The following is a 19,938-nucleotide window of genomic DNA, read 5'->3' as shown; positions in this document are numbered from 1 at the left end:
GTTGAATAATTTTTCTAATCTTGCACAACCACTTGCAAAGTGTCTACACTTTTGTATTTAATAGGACAACTGTATCGGAGGCACTCGTGAAAAATACTCCCTCAACCGAGGAACACCTCGAAATTTACCGCAAAATGCTGCTGGTCCGCTATCTGGAAGAAGGCTTGGGTGCTCTGCATAAGGAAGGTCGCACCCGTGGACCGATCCATCGTTGTGATGGCCAGGAAGCTGTTGGCGTTGCTGCAACTGCTACACTCGAAATCAACGACAAGGTCGCAACGACGCATCGCGGTCATTCTGTCTATCTTGGTAAAGGAATGGCACCTCATCCGGTCATCGCAGAAATTCTGGGACGTGCCACTGGCGCCTGTGCTGGTCGCGCGGGACACATGCTTGTCGCCGATGCTGATAAGGGTGTCATAGGCGGTAATGCAATCGTCGGCGCTGGCATTCCTGCGGCGACAGGTATGGCGCTTTCGATGCAGGTTCTGGGTCAGAAAGGCGTCGCCATGTGCGTGTTTGGCGATGGTGCCGCGCAAACAGGTATCTGCCATGAGGCCATGAATATGGCTGGTCTATGGAAATTACCCGTGGTTTTCGTACTCGAACATAACCAATTTGGTCTCACGGTCCCTACTGACGTTCAGTCTCCAATACAAGATCTTTCCATCCGTGCTGCAGGGTATGACATCCCCGCAGAAATCGTTGATGGCAATGACGCCGTAGCGGTTTACCGCGCTGTTTCGACAATGGTCGAGCGCGCCCGCAGAGGTGACGGTCCTGGGATGGTGGAATGTAAAACCTATCGTCTCGAAGGTTTTTCAACCTCCGATATGGGTGGCTACCAAAAGCCTGAAGATATTGCCCACTGGAGAGAACGGGATCCTCTCATAATCTCCAGAAAAGCTCTGTTGAGTGAGCTTGGAGAAGAAAAACTGCTGGAGGTTGAAGAAGCTGCCCGTGTCGAAATCGATACCGCATTCGCAACGGCGCTCGCAGATCCATTACCGGAGTTCAGCCTCGACGAAAAATGCAATCCTTATAGTGAGGCGCACTAATATGGCCCTTATGCGTTATGCCGAAGCATTAAATGCTGCTCTTCGGGAAGAAATGCTCGCAGATCCTTCTGTCTTTTTGTTCGGTGAGGATGTCGCCCGATACGGCGGTGTATTCAAAGTCAGTAAAGGTCTGATGGAAGAATTCGGCGAAAGCCGCGTCCGTGACACCCCCATTTCAGAACAAGCATTAACCGCCATGGCTGTGACTGCAGCAATGACCGGAACTCGTCCAATTCTGGAAATTATGTACGCAGACTTCATCCCGCTAACGCTGGATGCACTTGTTAATCAGGCTTCCATTTATAACTACATTTGGAATGAGCAGGTAAAAATGCCATTTGTACTGCGTACGCAGGGTGGCGGCGGTGCGGGTGCGGGTGCGCAGCATTCGAAAGCTCTCGATTCCATGCTTGCGCATATTCCCGGCATCAAAGTTGTGGCACCTTCCACTCCAGCAGACGCTAAGGGCATGCTTAAAGCAGCCATTCGGGATGATCAGCCTGTCGTATTTCTTGAACACAAGCTGCTTTACAATATTCGGGGCGAAGTGCCCGAAGGCGACATCATCGTGCCATTGGGTAAAGCCGCCATCACACGCGAAGGTAAAGACATATCAATCTTTGCAACATCAAAGATGGTCATAGAGGCGAACAAGGCCGCAGAACTACTTGCGAAAGATGGAGTAACAGCTGAGGTAATTGATCTTCGCTCGCTACGCCCTCTCGATCTGGACACGATCAAAGCATCTATTGCCAAGACAAATCATGCTGTTGTGGTGAATGAAGGCTGGCGTTTCTGTGGTTACGCGGCAGAGCTGTCCGCAACAATCATGGACCATGCTTTTGATGATCTCGATGCGCCCGTTGCCCGTGTCACGCTGCCGGATATGCCAATCCCATATTCCGAACCTCTCGAAACTGCGATGTTGCCGAATGCCGAAAAAATTCGTGCTGCCGCTCTAGCGACATTGAAATAATTGGGGGAAACAATGGCAAAACACCCAATCAGCATCGAAAGCGCCGGCGGCGAATATATGGAAACCGTCGTGATCGTTGGTTGGTCTGTCCAACCTGGTGAAACTGTCAAAGCAGGTCAACTCATCTTAACGGTCGAAACGGCGAAAGCCGCAACTGAGATTGAGGCCGACCGCGACGGCTGGTTAGCTGAGGTATTCTTCGATGAGGGACAGGAAGCGCCTCTTGGCGCTGTTCTTGGCACGATCTCCGATACCGAACTATCTCTCGAAAGCAATGCTCCGCGGGTAGCTGCTCCAACTGCTACTCCGCCAAGCCTTACCGACACCGTGAGTCAGCCTACTCTAAATGCACAGATTGTCGATCAGAGGGTTGTTGCAAGCCCATTGGCACGACGTGTAGCAAAGAGTGCAGGACTTGATCTTACACATATAAAAGGTTCCGGTCCACACGGGCGGATTAAGGAACGTGATGTTCTGGCGGCAATAAATGCTCAAACGGATGCCACGGTTAAGGTTGCAGCGACCATATCAAAAGCGGCATTACCGGAAACGATAATCTCCTCACCTGTTTTGAGATCAGAAACCATTGTTTTCTTGCACGGATTTGGAGCCGATCGTTCGTCGTGGCGACAGGTTACCGCCCTTCTACCTTCCGAATACGAAACAATTGCATTGGATCTGCCAGCTCATGGCGCTGAACTTCGGAGCGCTCCAACGAGCCTGGACGAAATAGTTTTCGATGTTTCAGACCGACTGGAAACGATGGGTATAGAACGCGCACATATTGTAGGCCATTCGCTTGGTGGTGCTGTGGCGCTCGGCCTCACCTCACTCGGCAAAGCTTCTATTCGTTCCGCTACTCTTCTCGCACCAGCTGGACTTGGACCAGAGATCAACATCAACTTTATCAACGGACTTACTCGATCCACTACAGAAGAGTCACTTGAACGTTGGTTAAGTTTGATGGTGGATGATGCAGCAAACTTACCAAAAGGGTTTGCTCGTGCGGCACTGCGGCAAATGCAGACTAATGGCCTACAAGATGGGTTGCGTGTATTGGCACAAAACATCTTCCCGGACGGCACCCAAGCATTCAACCAGTTGCCCGCTCTCCAAAAACTGGAAATCCCAGCTCGCATTATCTGGGGTCGCGCAGATCAGATCATTCCTGCCTCACACGTCAATCGTGTCCCGGGGCAGATTGCAACGCATCTGCTGGAGAACATCGGACATGTGCCTCAGCTTGAAGCACCTGCACTGACAGCACGTCTCATATTGCAAACAGTACGAAGCGCATCTTAGTTCGGCGATGGCTTTAGCTTGGGACCACCGCAACCTGGTGCCCCAATCACACACAGCAACTGGGGACAAATGAAAAGTCAATCACCCCGGCCACGTCCATCCCTTCAACCGCCTATTCGTCATTTTGGAGCAAGACATATGATTTTTGATCATCGCACTTATACCGCGCGTCCCAATATGCTGCCTAAATTTCTCAAGCTCTATGAAGAAGTCGGTTTGCCTATGCAACGGCATTACCTTGGCGAACCTTTTGGCTTCTTTCAAACCCATATCGGCGATCTATCAAGAGTAGTTCATATTTGGAAATATGAAAGCTTGGCCGACCGCGAGGCGCGTCGCGACAAGATGGAAGCTGATCCTGCATGGCAGGAATACCGCCAGAAAGTAATAGAAACTGATTATCTGTTGGACATGAGCAATCAGATTCTCAAGCCGGTTTCCTTCTTCAATACAGAGAAATAACATGGATCTGATTTTTTCTGCACAAGGCCAGTCATGGCCTGTAAAACTGAATGATAAGGCTGAGCGCACGCAAAAGGCGCTTTTGGCCGCTCTCCCTATGCAACTACAACTGCATACACCGAAAATTGCAGGAAGCCATATTTACTGGCACGCACCTTTCGTCGAAGACGTCGAAGGCGCTGTGCATGTGCTTGATGCCAAGCCCGGTGCATTTATCTATTGGCCAGTCCGCCAATTTCTAGAAATTACTTTTGCGCCTTTGCAAGCTGAGACCGCTCATATCACGGTTCTTGGCCATCTTGATGCCCCCATTGAAGGGATTGCTGCGCTGGCACAATCTCTTAAGATTGAACAAGGCCAGAAAATTTTCAACGGCACCCTGCAACGGGCAGATAATGCTGTAGCCTCACCAGCAATAGGGTCGGACATTCCCGACGATATTATTCAGGCGCGCATAGCATTGTGGAAGTCATGTCCCACAGAAATTATACGGCTGACGGAGTCGCGCGCTATCATGCATCCGGCTGGCCCTGTTTTTGCTGCAGAATCCGAGGCTCGTGTGCTGCACGAACTTCTATGGTGGGTTCGTGCGGAGATTGGCCGTGCTGAGGAGTCAACGCAACGCAAAACGGCGGCGCTTGTTATCAACAAGGCGGCAACCCGTCTGCGAGACTTCTGTCATCTTGATGAAACCTCTGCGACCCTTTTCCGATTGGAAAGGGCAATGTTGGAAGACATCCCATTTAGCCAACTGATTGACGAAGCTATTCTTATCGCTGGACGCATTGGCGCATGGTTGGATCTCCTTATCCCGTGGAACGACATCAACGAAGCATTTCGCTTGGCATCTCCACAGAAAGACGTGACCCATGGCTAAAATTACAATTGGCATTATCGGCTTTGGTGTCATTGGCCAGCGTTGGGCCGCAGCCTTTGCGCATGCGGGTCACCCAGTCCGCGTCTATGATCCGGCTGGGAACGCAGACCTTTACCAGCAGGATGTTTTGCCATCCCTCTTACACGATTTGGATATGCTGAAAGGAGAGCAATCGAAACCGGGAACGATCGAGTTATTTCCAACTCTTGCAGAAGCATTGTCAGGTGCTGATTTTATTCAAGAAAATGGGCCAGAGAAAATCGAGCTCAAACGCAAGCTCCTCGCTGAAATCGAAAGCCATATTGGCGACAACATTATTATTGCATCTTCATCGTCCGCATTACTGGTGAGCGATATGCAGAATGATTGTCGCAAGCCAGATCGGATTATTCTCGGGCACCCCTTCAACCCAGTTCATCTGATGCCTTTGGTGGAAGTCGTTGGCGGCAGGGTGACAAGCTCTGAAAATCTTACTAAAGCAAAGATTATCTATGAAGAAATTGGCAAGAAGGTCGTCATACTAAATCGCGAAATGACGGGCCATCTGGCCTTGCGTCTGATGGGCGCGATGTGGCGTGAGGCAATTGCGTTGGTCCGTGACGGCGTTGCTTCCGTCGAAGACGTAGATCGCGCATTCATGTACGGCCCCGGTCCTAAATGGACACTACAGGGGTCCTTTATTTCCAATTGTCTTAATGCAAACGATATTGAAGATTTTCTCGTCAAATATGGTCCGACCTATCAGGCAATTTGGGACACGTTACTCGACGTGAAACTTGATAAGGACACGATCAAGATCGTTGCATCTTCAACTGATGAAGCAGTCAAGTCTCGCTCATCTTCTGAACTCCGAGAACAACGTGACACCGGCCTTATTGACATCCTCAAGACTGTCTCAGACCACGGAGCCCTATAGCCCCTTTGGAGGTTTGCCATGCAATATAAAACAGCACTTGTAACGGGCGCTTCAAAAGGAATTGGCGCAGCGATCACGGCGAAACTGATTGAAGCTGGCCTAACCGTTTACGGACTGGCACGCAATTTATCCGCACTTGATGAGCAAGCCCGAAATTTTGGTGAACGTTTCAGGCCAATCACAGCCGACGTACGAGATCATGTAGCGATCGCTGCTGCTCTTAATGATGGGCGGATCGATGTGTTGGTAAATAATGCGGGCGGATTAGCGACGGTGCGGCCGCTACATGAGCAAACAGCCGAGGAAACGACCGAAACTATCGAGCTGAACCTGACCGCACCGCTGCAACTCATTCGTCTTGTGTTGCCACATATGATCGAACAACGGCGCGGTCACATCTTCAATCTTACTAGTACAGCCGCCAGCGCTGTCTTTACTGGAACAACGGCTTATGGAGCAGCAAAGGCAGGACTATCACAAGCAGGAGATATTCTTCGCTTTGATCTCGCCGGGACTGGCGTCCGCCTGACTGAAATTGCACCGGGCCGCGTGGAAACTGAATTCTATGTCCAGGCCTTTGGCGGTGACAAAGAAAAGCTACGTGACAAGATGTACAGGCATCAAAGGCCTCTTGTGCCAAATGATATCGCCCAAGTACTCATTGATGCACTGTCACTTCCTTCGCATGTTGATATAGCGAAGATGTGGGTTACTCCAACTGAGCAAGCCGCGGGCGGGGCTGTATATCCTGAAAGCCCTCCAGTAGCAGACTAAAAATACTCTTTTCTAAAGTCGGGGTCGTGTAGAAAACACGACCCAGATTTTACGCAGCAGAAGTTTAGTCTTGCAACAATTTTTCTAGTACAGCTTCCGAGGCATCACGCCAAATGATTGGATGCCCTTTTTCAGATAGCACCTTTATACCCAACTCCGTAATGCCACCCGGAGTGACCAATTCCGAAAGCAGCTGCTCAATCGGCTCAGGCCTCTCCGCAATCAGTCGGCCAGCAGCGACAAAAGTGTTTGCAACAAGCCGCCGGGCAGTGGCTTGGTTTAGACCCTTTTCGCTACACCAATCTGTCGTTTGGCCGATTAGATCCTGAACCCAACCATAAACCGCCGCATTCACCGTCGCGACCTCGAAATCTGCTTCGCTAGTTAAAGGAATAACGGGACCTAAATGTCTTAATATGGCAGTTGCTTCAGGCAAATCTGGAAAACAAACGGTTGGGCTTGCATTAATCTCCGAGGCAGTGAGCGGCATGGCTCGAACAACCCTAGCTGGATTTACCGGCAACGCGTCAATTGAGACACCAGCACACACATTAATAATCACATGATTTTCGCGCCACGGAAGCCCATCCACAGAATTTATCGCATCAAACGGGCGCACAGCAACAAGAATAACATCTGAACGGTCTACAAGATCTCGATTATCGGAAGCAATCGAGATGCCATATAGACTACATACCTCTTGCGCTTTCCCTCGTGGAGATACAAGTATATCATCAGCTTTAAACCCGTTACCTATTAGTCCACTTATTATCACCTTTGCGAGATGGCCTACACCCAAAATTCCGAAAATCATTACTCGACCCCAATCAACCGCGTGACTTTTGCTCTGTCCTAAATTAAAAGCACATGTGTATTGCAAACTGTCGACACTATAATAGTTATAGGCAAAAAACTTTATGAAAGACACAACAAATATGGCCGAGGCTCTGGAATTTTCAGCAACGAGCGACACCCGCCGATCGGCCGATAGTAGTGAAAAAGCTTATCAAGCAATTCGACAGTTATTGGTTGAATTCAAACTCAAGCCTGAAGAACGATTAAACGAAGTTCAGCTCTCACGAAATCTTGGAGTTTCAAGAACTCCAATCCGTGAAGCGTTAAACCGTCTGGCTTCAGAGGGCTTCGTCTCTGCTGTCCCTAATCGCGGTTTTTTTGTGCGCAGCCTGAATATAGAAGGCTTACTGGGCCTCTATGAATTGCGATCCATTCTGGAGTGTTCGGCATTTAAACTGATGTGCCAACGCGCTGATGACGCAGAACTGCTCCGCCTAAAATCGTATTGGGATGCCAAGGTTATCGGCTATAATGATCTGCCGGCCGATGCGATCTTATCCATTGATGAAAGTTTTCATCTTCTCATTGCCGAATTGTCGGGAAACCCAGAAATCGTCAATACTTTGGAATCAATCAATGCGAGAATCCGCTTCATTCGTCGCATACAAATCGAACACTCCACCCACGACATGAATTTGATTTCCGCACATTCCAGTATTGTCGCGGCTGCAATGACCCGTGATATCGAAAACGGGGTAAAAATTCTACACGGCCACATAGAAATGACGGTTTCCGCGACACGCGAGGCATTAAAGGACGCTCTACTTCGAGTTTATTCAAAAGACACTACAGCATAACGCTCGATTTTAATCACCATTGATAGTACGATAGGTATTACAATCATAATTATCGGCCTCCTGATCGTGATGTAGAAAGATAATCTGATTTCAAGTCAAGAACATGATGTTCGGCACCATGCCGGGAGAACGCCGATGCCTTTTGCACAGATTGCAAGTCAAGAAAATACAACTGCAAAACTGAACTCTCTGTCGTCTTAGATGACACACTCTATAGATCTTTTCCAACTGTACGCTTTAAGCGTGCCCTTGGGGCTAGCCGTCCATTGGTATTGCCATCACGCCCTAATGCGCAGTGGAGCCTGGATTCCGTCAGCGGCGCTTTCTCCGATGGCAACAGTTTCCGCATGCTGACGGTCGTTGATGATTTCACACAAGTGTGCATGGCATTGTTTGCGGAGACATTTCCGTCGCGTCGGAGGTTTACCAGGAATTGGGATGCAATCATCACAAGAAGGGGCTCGCCTTGAACGATTATGTCGGACAAAGGCACGGACATGACAAGCTCGGACAGCTTGAAAGGGTGTAAGGATATTCATGTCCAATGGCACTAAATCGCACCCGACAGGCCGATGCAAAACGAAATTGTGGCAAGCTTCAACGGCAGTTTTTACGATGCATACCTCAATGAGATTCAGTTCTTGATACGGGTATTGAGATCGCCGCATTGAAGGAGGATTACAAACCCAAGACTCTCACCAAAAACTGGAGAGAGCCTGGGACTGGGGTCAAGGTTTGAGAACACTATTTTCCGAACGACAAGGCTAAAAAAAGCCATAGCATGAAATGTCAAATCCGAGCTTTGCCCGAACCCGGATTAAGTGTTAGAATTTTGCTGTCAAACTGGCCCGCACGGTTCTGCCCGGCGACGGCATTAGACCAAGCGTCAATGCATCCATATAATAGACATCGGTTGCGTTATCGACCGCAAAATCAAACGTCGTTTTATCATTGATCTTATAGCTGCCGAACAAATCGAGCAGAGTGTAGGATGTCCAGTTGACCGCAGCAGTATAGAACCCGCTATTTGCACTTGAAGTGTCTGTCGCACGTTTTCCAGTATAAGATACACGCCCGCCAAGTTCGAGTTTTTCGTCAAACCAGCGGGTGCCAAGCGTTATAGAACCCGTCATCTTTGGTGGAAGATGCAATTGTGCAAAGCCATTGGAAACACCGCCCGGACGACAAGCTATGATGCTATAGATTTCTTCTTCCTTCGTGCAAAATTCCATGTGTTTGTAATAAATACCGGATGCTTGCGTGAAAAAGCGTCCGTTGTCATATTCAGCCGACGCCTCAAAACCACGGAATTTGGCATATTTCAGATTACGCATGGCCACGGAAGGAACATTTGCGCCTTCTGTAACGGTTTGTGTGGTTCGCGTGAGATAATTATCAATTGTGTTGTTGAAATATGCCGCCTTAAAGCGAACCTTATCGCCACTGGTAAATACGTCATCTTCAAGAACGTTGAAGCCGAATTCCCAGTTTTTGGCATGCTCTGGCTTTACATCGAGCGTCGGTGCTGCGCCGAACGACCAGCCAGACGTCGATTCAAATAGGCTTGGCGAACGGATTGCCTCTGCATAACGGCTATAGAACTGAATACCGTCGATCGGCTCTAAGGTCCCAGCAAAGACCGGCGCAAAGCCTGAATTTGTCTGATCATTGTTCATGTATGTATCGGTTCTGACAATCCGCTCAGGATTATTATCGTAGCTGTGGCTCCAGGTATATCGAAGAGCAGCTTCAAGTTTCAGCCAGTCTTGCGGCTTCCACTCGGATGCAACAAAGCCACTTGCCTCGCGACGCCAGCCGTCACGCGTCGTTTGAAGTGCCGTTACACCGGATGCGCCGAGATCGACATCGTCTGGCGGTGCAAGGGTTTCATAGGTGTATGATCCGCCATAATTCAGAGTAACATCGCCCCAACCCGTTGAGATCAGGCTCTTGTTAGAAAGGTCAAAGCCTGTCCTCTTGGCGATGTCCCAATAACCATCGCTCATATCGATACCGAAGAACTCATAGGGTGTTAGAATCTGCGTTTCGGTATTGGTATGCCAGAGATTAGCTGTCAGATTGATGAGATCAGTATCATCGGGGTTCCACTCATATCGCGACGTAAAGGTATTAACTGTCACTTCACTCAAAGGTGCCTGCACAACGCCTTCACCACGGACAATGACCGATGGCATCAACTCACCAAAGTGGCTGTTATAGCGCATATAACCAAGCTTCAGTGAATGACCACCCTCAAACGTAATCTTTCCCTTCAGAAGGTATGACGTGTTGTCCTGCGAAGTGTTGAGCACTTCTTCGCCACCACGGTAGCGATTGAGCCCCGTAAGACGGAAAACCGTATTCTCGACCCAACGCCCTCGTGTGGCCGGAACACGTTCAACGATGCGCTCAATCTCTGGAACGTCCCCATGTGTGCCGGAATAATAATTGCCCGTCTTACGTCGCGTATAAGCGGCAACGATTTCAGCATTTTCCCAGCGCGCAGCAAAAGCTACACTGCCAGAGCCCGATTTCGGCTCTAAAAATGCCGGACGATCCATGCCAGTCGGTGACATATAATCGTTGATATTTGGCAGCGTTTCCGGTGCAACGACCGGATTGCATGCCCAACTGCAATCTGTGCGGTATGATTTCTCGGAATAGCCATAAATACCACCTGTCGTGCCTTCAGGCGGAGGGCTTGAGGTATTTGACATGACACTGCCACGAACGCGGATGCCCCAGTTTTTATCACCCGTAATAATGTCATCTGCTTCAAGAGTACGCATCACCGCGAGACCGCCCGTAGCGCCAACACCATAAACACCAGTCGTTGGCCCTTTTTCGATCATCACACCGCCGATCATGTCAGGATCGACGTAATTCCGCGAGGCAACGCCAGAATAGCCACGATAGACAACATTCTGCTGTTGAGCGCCATCAATAACCACCGGCACACGACCAAAGCCTTGCATACCACGAACATTAATATCAACGGCACCGCTGTTGCGGTTATCGCCCGAAAGAACACCAGGTGTCCCTTTCAGGAAATCGCCAACAGAAGTCCCACGAAAGCGTTCAATCTCCTTTTCGGAAATATAATTGCTGGAGCCTGCTGTCTGATAAGGCGCATCAGCAAGTGTTGCACCCAATCCGGTTGTAACTGTAATTGTGTCGAGCAGCGTCGTACCTTCAGCACTCATCGTCTGAGGCAATGCGGGTTCTTTGCTGCGAATGGTGACAGTGTTGGCACCTGTGAAGCCATAGGACAGACCACTACCATTCAAGAGGCGCGAAAGCGCTTCTTCACGGGTCATTGCTCCCGAAAGTGCCGGGGAATTTGTGCCTGATGCAACCGATGTCTGATAGGCAAGCTGAATGCCGGACTGATCAGCCAGAAGCCGTAAGGCGCGATTGAGCGGCTGGCTCGGAATATTGAACCGATGCGTCTGTGTTGTCTGCGCATAAGCGGCCTTGGGCATTGAAGCGGGCACGACAGCAAGACAAAGCGCTGTACTTGTCATCAAACTCGCAAGCAGGCCACCACGCATGTGCCAAAATCCTGCTGAAACTCCCTCAGTAACTATCATCGAACGTCACAATCCTTCTTACAGACGTCAAAGTGCCGGGCCGAGAAGCCCGTTGTAAGGATTGTGGGTGAAATGCTGCCTGAACCCTCTGATATGTAGACGCGCTACCGCGTGATTTGCCCAAAGAGAAAAATGTAAAATTTAAAAAATTATATCAGGCAATAAGAATAACGACACCGGGAACACGATGAACGGAGAGTCCCTGCGTCTGTGATAACGCACGAATGGCGGGCAAAAGCTCACTCGTCGCGAAAACGCCGCTGACCGGCACGTCCGAATTGACACCCGGACCAAGAACAATCCGTTCAGGCAGATAACGGCCAATATCAGCGACCACATTGCCAAAAGGACGACCTTCAAAAATCAATCGCCCTGTTTTCCATGCTAGCTCTGTATCCAGATCAACACGATGCGCGCGCATTGGCAAACCACCTATGCCGTAGCTTGTCTGCTCACTGGCGTTCAGCAAGACACTACCTTTATCACTCGCAGCTGAACCAGCAGATACGCGAACTTGTCCCTTGGTAACAGTCACTGTGGTCGTCTCATTCGTTGCATGAACCGTAAATACGGTTCCTAGTGCATCACTGTTGCCATTTTGCGACGTGACCCGAAACAGTGTCTTTTCCTGAGCAACACGGAAATCGACTTCACCTTTAAGAAGGTGAACGAAACGAAAATCCGGACGAAAATTGACAGAAATTGCACTGTCTGTATTCAGGAAAGCTACAGAGCCGTCTGCAAGAAGCACTTCTGCCTGTTGTCCAACACCCGTTGTGAAATCAGCTTGCCACCATGTCCGTAACGTTGGAAGATTAAATGCTGCCGCAGATGCAGCGAGCGCTATACCACCTCCAGCCAAAAACGCTCTGCGTCCGATCCGTGGTTGCGATAGGACTATTTGATCTGGCTTGAGAACAGGAGTTACAGGCTTTGCATCCAGCACGTGCAATTCCTGCCAGAACACACGCTCACGTTCAAATGCCTGCCGGTTTATGTCTGATGCATCCCGCCAAACCTTGAATCGCCTCAGATCCGCTTCACTCACATCGCCTGAGGTCAGCCGCACGATCCAGTCGCGCGCATCCATTGCGGTATGGCGTTCATTGTCAGAGCGTTGTTCAGGTTCGGCCATTATAACTTTGCGATCTGGTCCCACACAAAACGTAGGAAATTAAATACTCTTATACTATAGACGTTTAAACGCAGCATTTTCCAAAGAGAAATTCAAGAAATCAGCTGTTAAACTCATCACGAAATCTGGCAAGATGCTCAAGCGCACGCCTTATATGATAATAAACTGCATTGTCGCTCATTCCCATCTGCTCGGCTATCTTGCGATGAGGCACCCCTTGCATACGATTGAGCAGAAAGATTTCACGTGTCTTGTCAGGCAGCTCATCAAGTGCGTTGCAAAGCAAGGCAAGGTTTTCCCGGTCGATCAGCATCTTTTCAGGCGAGATTGTATCAACGCTTTCCCATAATATCTCGGAAAGCTCCTTATCAATTTCAGAGCGTCTGCGCTCTTTTCTGAAATGATCGGTAACGGCATTATTGACGACACGGGATAGATAACCGCCAACATTATCAACGGGAGTACTAGCGTTGGCAGCTTCAAGCTTCAGCCATGCATCTTGCACAACGTCTTCAGCGATTGAGCTATTGGATGCCCGCATCCGCGCCGCCGCCTCAAGACGTGGTCGGGCCTTCATAAAGGCTAAAAAAAGATTGCCAAGTTTCAACTTGTCCACATTACCTATACGTAAACTAAAACGCACCTGTATTATTGAGGATGCGCTCGACTTAGTGGATCAAAAAAACATACGCAACTAAAATCATTTAGAGTAATTCTAAGTCAATGAGCTTGCACTATCTTACCAACCATTCCGGGCGTTAAGCAAATCGTTCTAACAACCGAAATTGCATATACCAGCCATTTTCAGAGAGCGAGCACTTAGCACCCTCTCTCCTTTTTGCCTTCCTGATTTCTACGTAACTCTGACAGTCCAAATTTCCGCCGATCAGAGTCATTAAGTCTATCGGACTCACTGTATTGCGCAAAAATTCTATTACCAGTGATAAAATATACCGTATTCTACGGCTTAGACAATCAGACAATGGTAATTTGAACAGCTGAGTTATCTATCAAGAAATTGCAGATGAGTATCCTTTTGCGCCAGTTTCAAAAACTCTAACAGATCCTCTTTGCTTAGCGCTGCGCAACCTGCGGTCGGTGTATATTCCGGCCGGGCAATATGTAGAAATATTGCACTGCCCGCACCGGGAACAATTGGACTGTCATTGTGCCCAAGGACCACAACGCAGTCGTAAATATCGTCTTCCATCCAGAAAACTTCATGCCGTGCTGCAAAAGGCAAAGTCACATGCTTATTATAAGCAGGGCTTGCAGGATCGTCACACCATCCATCAAGAGCGGTCATTTCACGGCAATCAATGACTGTTTCCGGCTTTGAAATGCGATCAGTTCGGTAAAATAAACGGCGGAGAGGCCAACGCCCAACGGGGCTTACACCATCCCCTTCTTCCTTATGCTGCTGAATACCACCTCTGCCAACGGCACAGCGCCAAATCTTGTCGCCGAACTGTGCATGCCAGAGATTATCATCCACTTTTTTGATCAACAGGTCCATTATTCTACTCTTCAGCCATAAGTCATCATCGTCGTTGTGCCACCATGTTACAGAGGGCACTCTTACACGGATAGCATAGCACTCTCGTTCAACGGAAAGTGGCACGCCACACTTCTTGATTGGTGCATTTCCAAAACAGGATCTTCTACACGACAAATATCCTGCACATAGGGGCAGCGTGTGTGGAACCGACACCCCGAAGGTAAGTTCATCGGACTTGGTATGTCACCCTTTAAAATCAGCCTCTCACGTTTTCTCTGATGCGGATCAGGACGCGGAACAGCTGAAATCAAAAACATGGTGTAGGGATGACGCGGATTTGTAAAAAGCTCTTCGGTTGTACCAACTTCCACAAGACGGCCTAAAAACATCACCCCTACGCGATCCGCAAATTGCCGCACGACGCTCAAATCATGGGTAATGAACAAATAGGTGAGCTTCATCTTCTCTTGTAAATCACTCAGAAGATTAAGAACCTGTGCCTGAATTGAAACATCAAGTGCCGACACGGCTTCGTCACACACGATAAATTCAGGGTTATTGGCAAGTGCGCGTGCGATGCCAATGCGCTGGCGCTGACCGCCACTGAACTGATGCGGATAATGGTTCAGAAGATCGGCGCGAAGACCAACCATTTCCAGCAATTCCCGACACCTTGCTTCGATCTGTTCAGACGAACCATACTTATGCGCACGCAAAGGCTCCGCAAGAATGTGCTTTATCCGCATACGAGGGTTGAGCGACGCATAAGGGTCTTGAAAGACGATTTGAAGCTTCTTGCGTAAGGATCGCATCGCATCGTCGTCCAGGTCGTGCAGGTCGTGCCCGCGATAACGAATACCGCCACTGCTTTTTTCCAAAAGCCGCAAGATAACCCGTCCAAGGGTCGTCTTGCCGCAACCGGACTCTCCAACAAGCGCAAAGGTTTCACGCTCGTATATATCAAGCGTAATACCATCGACCGCGCGGACAACCTTTTCCTTTGATGTGAAAAATCCGCTCTTGATATGATAGTATTTGCTGACGTCTTTGGTGGAAATTAAAGCCTCGTTCATGCTGCCACTCCTTTTCTCTCATGAAGCCAGCAACGGGCTTTATGTCCGCTTCCGATGTCAAAAATATCGGGTGATTGCACATGACAGATTGGCATTGCGTCTGCACAGCGTGGGCTAAAACGACAGCCTGTCGGCAAGTAAGCCAGATTGGGCACCATACCTTTGATACTATTGAGACGGTTGCCTGTTGGTCGTTCCGTCGCCTTGGGTATCGAAGCCAAAAGACCACGTGTGTATGGGTGGGAAGGTTTGTCAAAAAGGTCAAACACATTTGCCTGCTCAACAATTTGGCCCGCATACATAACATTCACCTCGTCACACATCTCAGCAATAATGCCAAGATCATGGGTGATCAGCAGAATTGCCGTTGATGCCCGGTCGCGCAGTTCAAGCATCAATCTAAGAATTTGTGCCTGCGTGGTGACATCCAGCGCTGTGGTGGGTTCATCTGCGATCAGCAACTTTGGCTCACAGATCAGCCCCATGGCGATAGCTGCGCGCTGACGAAGCCCGCCGGATAGCTCATGTGGATAGGCACTCAAACGCGCTTCTGGTTCCGGAATTCCGACCATTTCAAACATCTGCAAAACTTTTTTGCGGATTTCACGTTTGCTCAACTGTCCTTGAATTTCGAGTGGCTCGCCGACCTGTTGAAGCATTGTCTTCACAGGGTTTAGCGCCGTCATCGGCTCCTGAAAAACCATCGCGATCTCGCGGCCGCGCTTGCGGCGCATCTCATCCGGCTTGAGTTTGCTCAAATCCGAGCCATCCAACGTGATGCTGTCTGCGGTCACCTTACCGGGAGGCGTTGGCACCAACCCCATTAAGGAAAGCGAGGTCATGCTTTTGCCAGAGCCGGACTCTCCGACAAGCCCGACTATTTTTCCCCGACCAACGTTAAAGGATACATGGTCAAGAATGCGCACTGAGCCAGTTTGCTTTTTAAAATCGGTGCAAAGATTCCGCACTTTGAGAAGAATATCACTGTTCGACATGACTTGAGCCTCAATCTTTCATGTAAGGGTCCAGCGCGTCACGCAGACCGTCACCGATGAAGTTGAACGCGAGAACGGTTATGAGAATGGCAACGCCGGGCATGATGGCGACTAAGGGCGCAGCAAAGAGATACTCCTTGCCTTTTGCTACCAACAGCCCCCAACTTGCCTCTGGCGGCTGAACGCCAACTCCAAGGAAACTCAGGCTCGACTCCCACATAATGGCTTCGGGAATGCTGAGCGAAAAAAGCACGATTAGCGTCGGCACGACATTTGGAAATATATGCCGGAACATAATGACCGATTTAGACGTGCCATTCGCACGAGCCGCCTCAATAAATTCCTTTTCGCGCACTGCCAAAGTTTGGGATCGAACAACACGGGCCACACCCGCCCAACCAACCAAGCTCAATGCTATGAAAATGTTAAAGAGGTTTGCGCCTAAAGTGTACATCACGACCATCGCAAGCAGGAGCGACGGAAAGGAGATCATCATATCAGCCAAGCGCATGATGACGAAATCCACACGTCCACCATAAAAGCCACTGATTACCCCCATGATCGTGCCGAGGATCAATGCGATCATGCTTGGGATGATGCCCACCAGCAAAGAAATACGTGCACCGTAAAGAATTCGGGTCAACAGATCGCGGCCAAAATTGTCTGTACCCAGCCAGTAGGTCAAAGACGGGGGCAGCAACTGCTCATCCAATTCCACACGGTAAGGATCGTGTGGGCTAATCCATGGAACAAAAATCGCTATAAAAACAAGGGCAGCAATAACGAAAAGCCCGATCATCGCCTTCTTGTTTCTTCTGAAACTGCGGATCGTATCACTTAAAAAGCTGTCGCTTTGCGCATCGTGAATCTGCTCATCAATATTCTGAACAACTTGTGCGATTTGCGTCATTTCGAGCCACCCTTCATTTGATTACGGATGCGAGGATCGAGGACGGAATAGAGTATATCCGCGAGCAAATTGCCCAGAATGACGAGGACAGTTGCAAACAATACCGACCCTTGGAGAAGTGGCATGTCACGCGCTTGAATTGCATTGACTGAAATGCGCCCAACTCCGGGAATGCCAAAAATCGCTTCGGTAATCACTGCACCAGACAAGAGGCTCGCCACCTGAATAGCCATTATGGTTACAACCGGAATGAGCGAGTTTTTCAGTGCATGTCGGGTGATAACAAAGGTTTCATGCAGGCCTTTCGCCCGCGCTGTTCGAATATAATCATGGCGCATAACTTCAAGTAAACTTGAGCGGGTTAAACGCGCAATAACACCTGCTGAACTCCATCCCAAAACAAGTGCCGGCATGATGACATATTGATAGCCATAAAAACCCGACACCGGCAGCCATTTAAGCTGAACCGCAAACACATACTGCATCAGCAAAGCCGACCAGAAGATCGGCATTGAAACGCCGAGCAGTGAAAAGCCCATGAAAAAATGGTCAACCATTGTATCGCGGCGCACAGCAGAAATAATTCCAGCAGGAATACCGATCATCCACGACACCACTGCAGCACATGCAGCAAGCAGCAATGTGTTTGGAAAGGCATTCATAATAAGCGTCGTAACACTGCGATTGAGCTTAATCGACGTACCAAGATCGCCCTGCACTGCGGCGAAAAGGAAACGAAAATAGCGCGTTATCAGTGGGTCATCGAGATGCATCTGCGCACGCACGCGTGCAATCACGTCCGGGCTTGCATGTTCCTTCATCAGAAGGGCTACAGGATCACCGGGTATGACATTCAGCATGATAAACAACAAAGCGGTAATTCCGATCAAAACCGGGATCGAAATCGCGATGCGCTTTATAACGAAATTCAGCATCGCAAGGAGTTCCTTTACAATGCGCCAGCAGCTTTTGCGGCGTAATTAATCAAAAGCAGTTGCTGGTCCGCTTTCTTTCGCGGGCCAACTGCTTTCCAAAACGGCATGTGATGAGAGATCGAAACACGTTGCAGTCAGTCTTGCTGCTGCAACGTGCTTTAAGAGCCCTATTCGACTTCTGTCTTGTAATAGCTCATGTCACTCCAGCCATTCCAGGGGATCGTAAAGTTCTTGACCCTTGGTTGAACCACATAGTTATGGTCGAGGCTAAACAACGGCACCCAAGCCGCATCGTCCTGAACAATTTGTTCGGTCAGCTTTTGATAAACTGCACACCGTTCTGCCGGATCGGTGATAACGCGCGCTTTCTCGACATCTTCAAAGACTTTAGGGTCGTTATTGTTGAAACCCCGCACGCCCGTCCCACTTTTGCTGAAAAACGTATAAAAGAAATTGTCGGGATCGTTAAAGTCCGCCGACCAGGTCTGCGTGTAATTGTCGATTTTTCCTGCTTTCCGCAAATCAAAATAAGCGGATTCATCCATCGTTTTAATCTGGGTATTGAAGCCGGATTTCTTGAGTTGCGCCTGAATGATCTGGTTCATATCAGACCATTTGGATGACCAGCTGCTCACCTGCGCGAGATTGATATCAACACCATCCGGATAGCCGGCTTCAGCAAGCAGTTGCTTAGCCTTTTCAGGATTATATTCAATGGGGGTCGCGTCGGTGTAGCAGATCAAACCACGCGGCATGACACCGTTTTCGAGTTTACCCTTGCCATAGAAGTTCTTATCAAGAATTTCCTGACGGTTGATCCCCATCTGGAAAGCCTTACGAACTTTGGGATCATCAAATGGTTTGTTGGCCTGATTGATATGATAGTAATACATACCAACGCGCGGCCCGCTTTTGATGTGCTCTTTCCATGTGTCACTTCCATAGAAGTATGGAGTCTGGCTCATTGCGTAATCGAGATCGAACACGTCAAGTTCGTCAGCTTCGAACAAAAGACGCAGGGTCTCTGAATCCGCTACAACGCGGACCAGAACACGATCAAGCTTTGGTCTTCCTTTAAAGTAAGCTTCATTCGCCTCAAGCATTTGGTTGTCATTGAGATTATACTCGCGCAACACAAATGGGCCTGTGCCATTGGTCGTTTCCGGTGACAGGCCAAACTGATCACCAAGTGGCTCAGTAAATTTGCGATTATAGATCGATGCTTGTGGACTGGCCATGAGCGCAGTAAACGCTGCATATGGCTCTTTTAGCGTTATGCGGACGGTATAATCATCGACAGCTTCAATGCCGCGCACTTTGTCGGCGCTGCCATTCAATCGCTCGGTCGCACCATCAACAAAGTCCAGAATATCAGTGCTTAATGCCTTGGTAGCAGGATCCAGCATACGGTCAAAAGTATAGACGACATCATCAGCCTTTAATTCTTCGCCATTATGGAAAAGCACGCCCTTACGCAGCTTGAAAGTATAGACTTTACCATCATCGGAAACCGTCCAGCTTTCTGCAAGGCTGGGAACGAGTTCTGACTTACCGGGCGCGGTTGTCTCTGCCTCAATCAGCCGATCAAATACGTTGAGTGGCAAAGTATAGGCGTCCGTTGTTTTTTGAACATCCGCCGTCTTGGGGTCTTCAGGATATGAGACACGCAGCATATGGTCGGATGCCATTGCTGGTGCGAGCAAAGCTAAGCTGACGACGCTTGCCGATAGAATGGTCTTGATTTTTTGTAACATTATATTCCCCTTTTTCTTGTATTTTTTCTCA

At 49.1% G+C, this 19,938-nt stretch carries 18 protein-coding genes; 8 read left to right on the top strand and 10 right to left on the bottom strand.

The genetic code is table 11. The annotated features are described in order from the left end of the window. Positions 1-86: 86 nt before the first annotated feature. The 7 genes from J2782_RS19585 to J2782_RS19555 all read left to right on the top strand — a co-directional run bounded on the left by J2782_RS19585 (position 87) and on the right by J2782_RS19555 (position 6,365). Positions 87-1,058, top strand: a complete 972-nt coding sequence (locus J2782_RS19585) for a thiamine pyrophosphate-dependent dehydrogenase E1 component subunit alpha (RefSeq protein WP_310015585.1) — start codon at positions 87-89, stop codon at positions 1,056-1,058. 1 nt (position 1,059) lies between these two features. Then, positions 1,060-2,034, top strand: a complete 975-nt coding sequence (locus J2782_RS19580; protein WP_310015584.1) for an alpha-ketoacid dehydrogenase subunit beta — start codon at positions 1,060-1,062, stop codon at positions 2,032-2,034. 12 nt (positions 2,035-2,046) lie between these two features. Beyond that, complete coding sequence (locus J2782_RS19575) at positions 2,047-3,336, top strand: acetoin dehydrogenase dihydrolipoyllysine-residue acetyltransferase subunit (RefSeq protein WP_310015583.1); 1,290 nt, start codon at positions 2,047-2,049, stop codon at positions 3,334-3,336. Between the two features lie 138 nt (positions 3,337-3,474). Continuing rightward, entirely contained in the window at positions 3,475-3,798 is a 324-nt protein-coding gene (locus J2782_RS19570; RefSeq protein WP_310015582.1) for an NIPSNAP family protein, read from the top strand. A 1-nt stretch (position 3,799) separates the two neighbouring features. Continuing rightward, the gene (locus J2782_RS19565; RefSeq protein ID WP_310015581.1) at positions 3,800-4,675 is read left to right on the top strand and encodes a hypothetical protein; all 876 of its coding nucleotides are present in this window, start codon (positions 3,800-3,802) and stop codon (positions 4,673-4,675) included. Beyond that, the gene (locus tag J2782_RS19560; protein WP_310015580.1) at positions 4,668-5,591 is read left to right on the top strand and encodes a 3-hydroxyacyl-CoA dehydrogenase NAD-binding domain-containing protein; all 924 of its coding nucleotides are present in this window, start codon (positions 4,668-4,670) and stop codon (positions 5,589-5,591) included. The genes J2782_RS19565 and J2782_RS19560 overlap by 8 nt, the downstream gene beginning before the upstream one ends. Positions 5,592-5,609: 18 nt before the next feature. Then, a complete protein-coding gene (locus tag J2782_RS19555) occupies positions 5,610-6,365 on the top strand; it encodes an SDR family oxidoreductase (protein ID WP_310015578.1) in 756 nt (251 codons plus the stop codon). A gap of 64 nt (positions 6,366-6,429) precedes the next feature. Here J2782_RS19555 and J2782_RS19550 read toward each other — a convergent pair whose 3' ends face one another. Next, positions 6,430-7,179: a pyrroline-5-carboxylate reductase family protein gene (locus J2782_RS19550; protein ID WP_310015577.1), complete on the bottom strand. Its 750-nt coding sequence runs from the start codon at positions 7,177-7,179 to the stop codon at positions 6,430-6,432. A 103-nt stretch (positions 7,180-7,282) separates the two neighbouring features. Here J2782_RS19550 and J2782_RS19545 point away from each other — a divergent pair, with 103 nt between their 5' ends. Further along, complete coding sequence (locus J2782_RS19545; RefSeq protein WP_310015576.1) at positions 7,283-8,017, top strand: GntR family transcriptional regulator; 735 nt, start codon at positions 7,283-7,285, stop codon at positions 8,015-8,017. Positions 8,018-8,841: 824 nt separating this feature from the next. On the opposite strand, the gene J2782_RS19540 is transcribed toward J2782_RS19545, so the two are convergent. The 9 genes from J2782_RS19540 to J2782_RS19500 all read right to left on the bottom strand — a co-directional run bounded on the left by J2782_RS19540 (position 8,842) and on the right by J2782_RS19500 (position 19,907). Next, positions 8,842-11,568, bottom strand: coding sequence for a TonB-dependent receptor (locus J2782_RS19540; protein WP_310015575.1), 2,727 nt, complete (start codon positions 11,566-11,568; stop codon positions 8,842-8,844). A 193-nt stretch (positions 11,569-11,761) separates the two neighbouring features. Then, positions 11,762-12,742 carry a FecR family protein gene (locus J2782_RS19535; RefSeq protein ID WP_310015574.1) on the bottom strand — a complete coding sequence of 327 codons (981 nt, stop codon included), beginning with the start codon at positions 12,740-12,742 and terminating at the stop codon, positions 11,762-11,764. A 100-nt stretch (positions 12,743-12,842) separates the two neighbouring features. After that, positions 12,843-13,319, bottom strand: coding sequence for an RNA polymerase sigma factor (locus J2782_RS19530; protein ID WP_310015668.1), 477 nt, complete (start codon positions 13,317-13,319; stop codon positions 12,843-12,845). A 426-nt stretch (positions 13,320-13,745) separates the two neighbouring features. Then, positions 13,746-14,363, bottom strand: a complete 618-nt coding sequence (locus J2782_RS19525; RefSeq protein WP_310015573.1) for a L,D-transpeptidase family protein — start codon at positions 14,361-14,363, stop codon at positions 13,746-13,748. Next, the gene (locus J2782_RS19520) at positions 14,321-15,313 is read right to left on the bottom strand and encodes an ABC transporter ATP-binding protein (protein WP_310015572.1); all 993 of its coding nucleotides are present in this window, start codon (positions 15,311-15,313) and stop codon (positions 14,321-14,323) included. The genes J2782_RS19525 and J2782_RS19520 overlap by 43 nt, the downstream gene beginning before the upstream one ends. Further along, a complete protein-coding gene (locus J2782_RS19515) occupies positions 15,310-16,308 on the bottom strand; it encodes an ABC transporter ATP-binding protein (RefSeq protein WP_310015571.1) in 999 nt (332 codons plus the stop codon). Before J2782_RS19515 ends, J2782_RS19520 begins: the two co-directional genes overlap by 4 nt. A gap of 10 nt (positions 16,309-16,318) precedes the next feature. Next, positions 16,319-17,218, bottom strand: coding sequence for an ABC transporter permease (locus J2782_RS19510; RefSeq protein WP_310015570.1), 900 nt, complete (start codon positions 17,216-17,218; stop codon positions 16,319-16,321). After that, positions 17,215-18,153, bottom strand: coding sequence for an ABC transporter permease (locus J2782_RS19505; protein WP_310015569.1), 939 nt, complete (start codon positions 18,151-18,153; stop codon positions 17,215-17,217). The genes J2782_RS19510 and J2782_RS19505 overlap by 4 nt, the downstream gene beginning before the upstream one ends. A 167-nt stretch (positions 18,154-18,320) precedes the next feature. Beyond that, on the bottom strand, positions 18,321-19,907 hold the full coding sequence (locus J2782_RS19500; RefSeq protein ID WP_310015568.1) for an ABC transporter substrate-binding protein: 1,587 nt from the start codon (positions 19,905-19,907) through the stop codon (positions 18,321-18,323). Positions 19,908-19,938 lie beyond the last annotated feature (31 nt).

This window comes from Brucella pseudogrignonensis, assembly GCF_031454375.1.
GTDB classification, from domain to species: domain Bacteria; phylum Pseudomonadota; class Alphaproteobacteria; order Rhizobiales; family Rhizobiaceae; genus Brucella; species Brucella pseudogrignonensis_A.
The sequence above is the reverse complement of the archived record's forward strand: the minus strand, read 5'-3'. Positions and strand labels throughout refer to the sequence as shown.

Excerpts from the sequence above, each read along its gene's own strand:
- J2782_RS19580 (WP_310015584.1), top strand. The coding sequence starts at position 1,060 with ATGGCCCTTATGCGTTATGCCGAAGCATTAAATGCTGCTCTTCGGGAA.
- J2782_RS19575 (WP_310015583.1), top strand. The coding sequence starts at position 2,047 with ATGGCAAAACACCCAATCAGCATCGAAAGCGCCGGCGGCGAATATATG.
- J2782_RS19570 (WP_310015582.1), top strand. The coding sequence starts at position 3,475 with ATGATTTTTGATCATCGCACTTATACCGCGCGTCCCAATATGCTGCCT.
- J2782_RS19565 (WP_310015581.1), top strand. The coding sequence starts at position 3,800 with ATGGATCTGATTTTTTCTGCACAAGGCCAGTCATGGCCTGTAAAACTG.
- J2782_RS19560 (WP_310015580.1), top strand. The coding sequence starts at position 4,668 with ATGGCTAAAATTACAATTGGCATTATCGGCTTTGGTGTCATTGGCCAG.
- J2782_RS19555 (WP_310015578.1), top strand. The coding sequence starts at position 5,610 with ATGCAATATAAAACAGCACTTGTAACGGGCGCTTCAAAAGGAATTGGC.
- J2782_RS19550 (WP_310015577.1), bottom strand. The coding sequence starts at position 7,179 with ATGATTTTCGGAATTTTGGGTGTAGGCCATCTCGCAAAGGTGATAATA.
- J2782_RS19545 (WP_310015576.1), top strand. The coding sequence starts at position 7,283 with ATGAAAGACACAACAAATATGGCCGAGGCTCTGGAATTTTCAGCAACG.
- J2782_RS19540 (WP_310015575.1), bottom strand. The coding sequence starts at position 11,568 with ATGCGTGGTGGCCTGCTTGCGAGTTTGATGACAAGTACAGCGCTTTGT.
- J2782_RS19535 (WP_310015574.1), bottom strand. The coding sequence starts at position 12,742 with ATGGCCGAACCTGAACAACGCTCTGACAATGAACGCCATACCGCAATG.
- J2782_RS19530 (WP_310015668.1), bottom strand. The coding sequence starts at position 13,319 with ATGAAGGCCCGACCACGTCTTGAGGCGGCGGCGCGGATGCGGGCATCC.
- J2782_RS19520 (WP_310015572.1), bottom strand. The coding sequence starts at position 15,313 with ATGAACGAGGCTTTAATTTCCACCAAAGACGTCAGCAAATACTATCAT.
- J2782_RS19515 (WP_310015571.1), bottom strand. The coding sequence starts at position 16,308 with ATGTCGAACAGTGATATTCTTCTCAAAGTGCGGAATCTTTGCACCGAT.
- J2782_RS19510 (WP_310015570.1), bottom strand. The coding sequence starts at position 17,218 with ATGACGCAAATCGCACAAGTTGTTCAGAATATTGATGAGCAGATTCAC.
- J2782_RS19505 (WP_310015569.1), bottom strand. The coding sequence starts at position 18,153 with ATGCTGAATTTCGTTATAAAGCGCATCGCGATTTCGATCCCGGTTTTG.
- J2782_RS19500 (WP_310015568.1), bottom strand. The coding sequence starts at position 19,907 with ATGTTACAAAAAATCAAGACCATTCTATCGGCAAGCGTCGTCAGCTTA.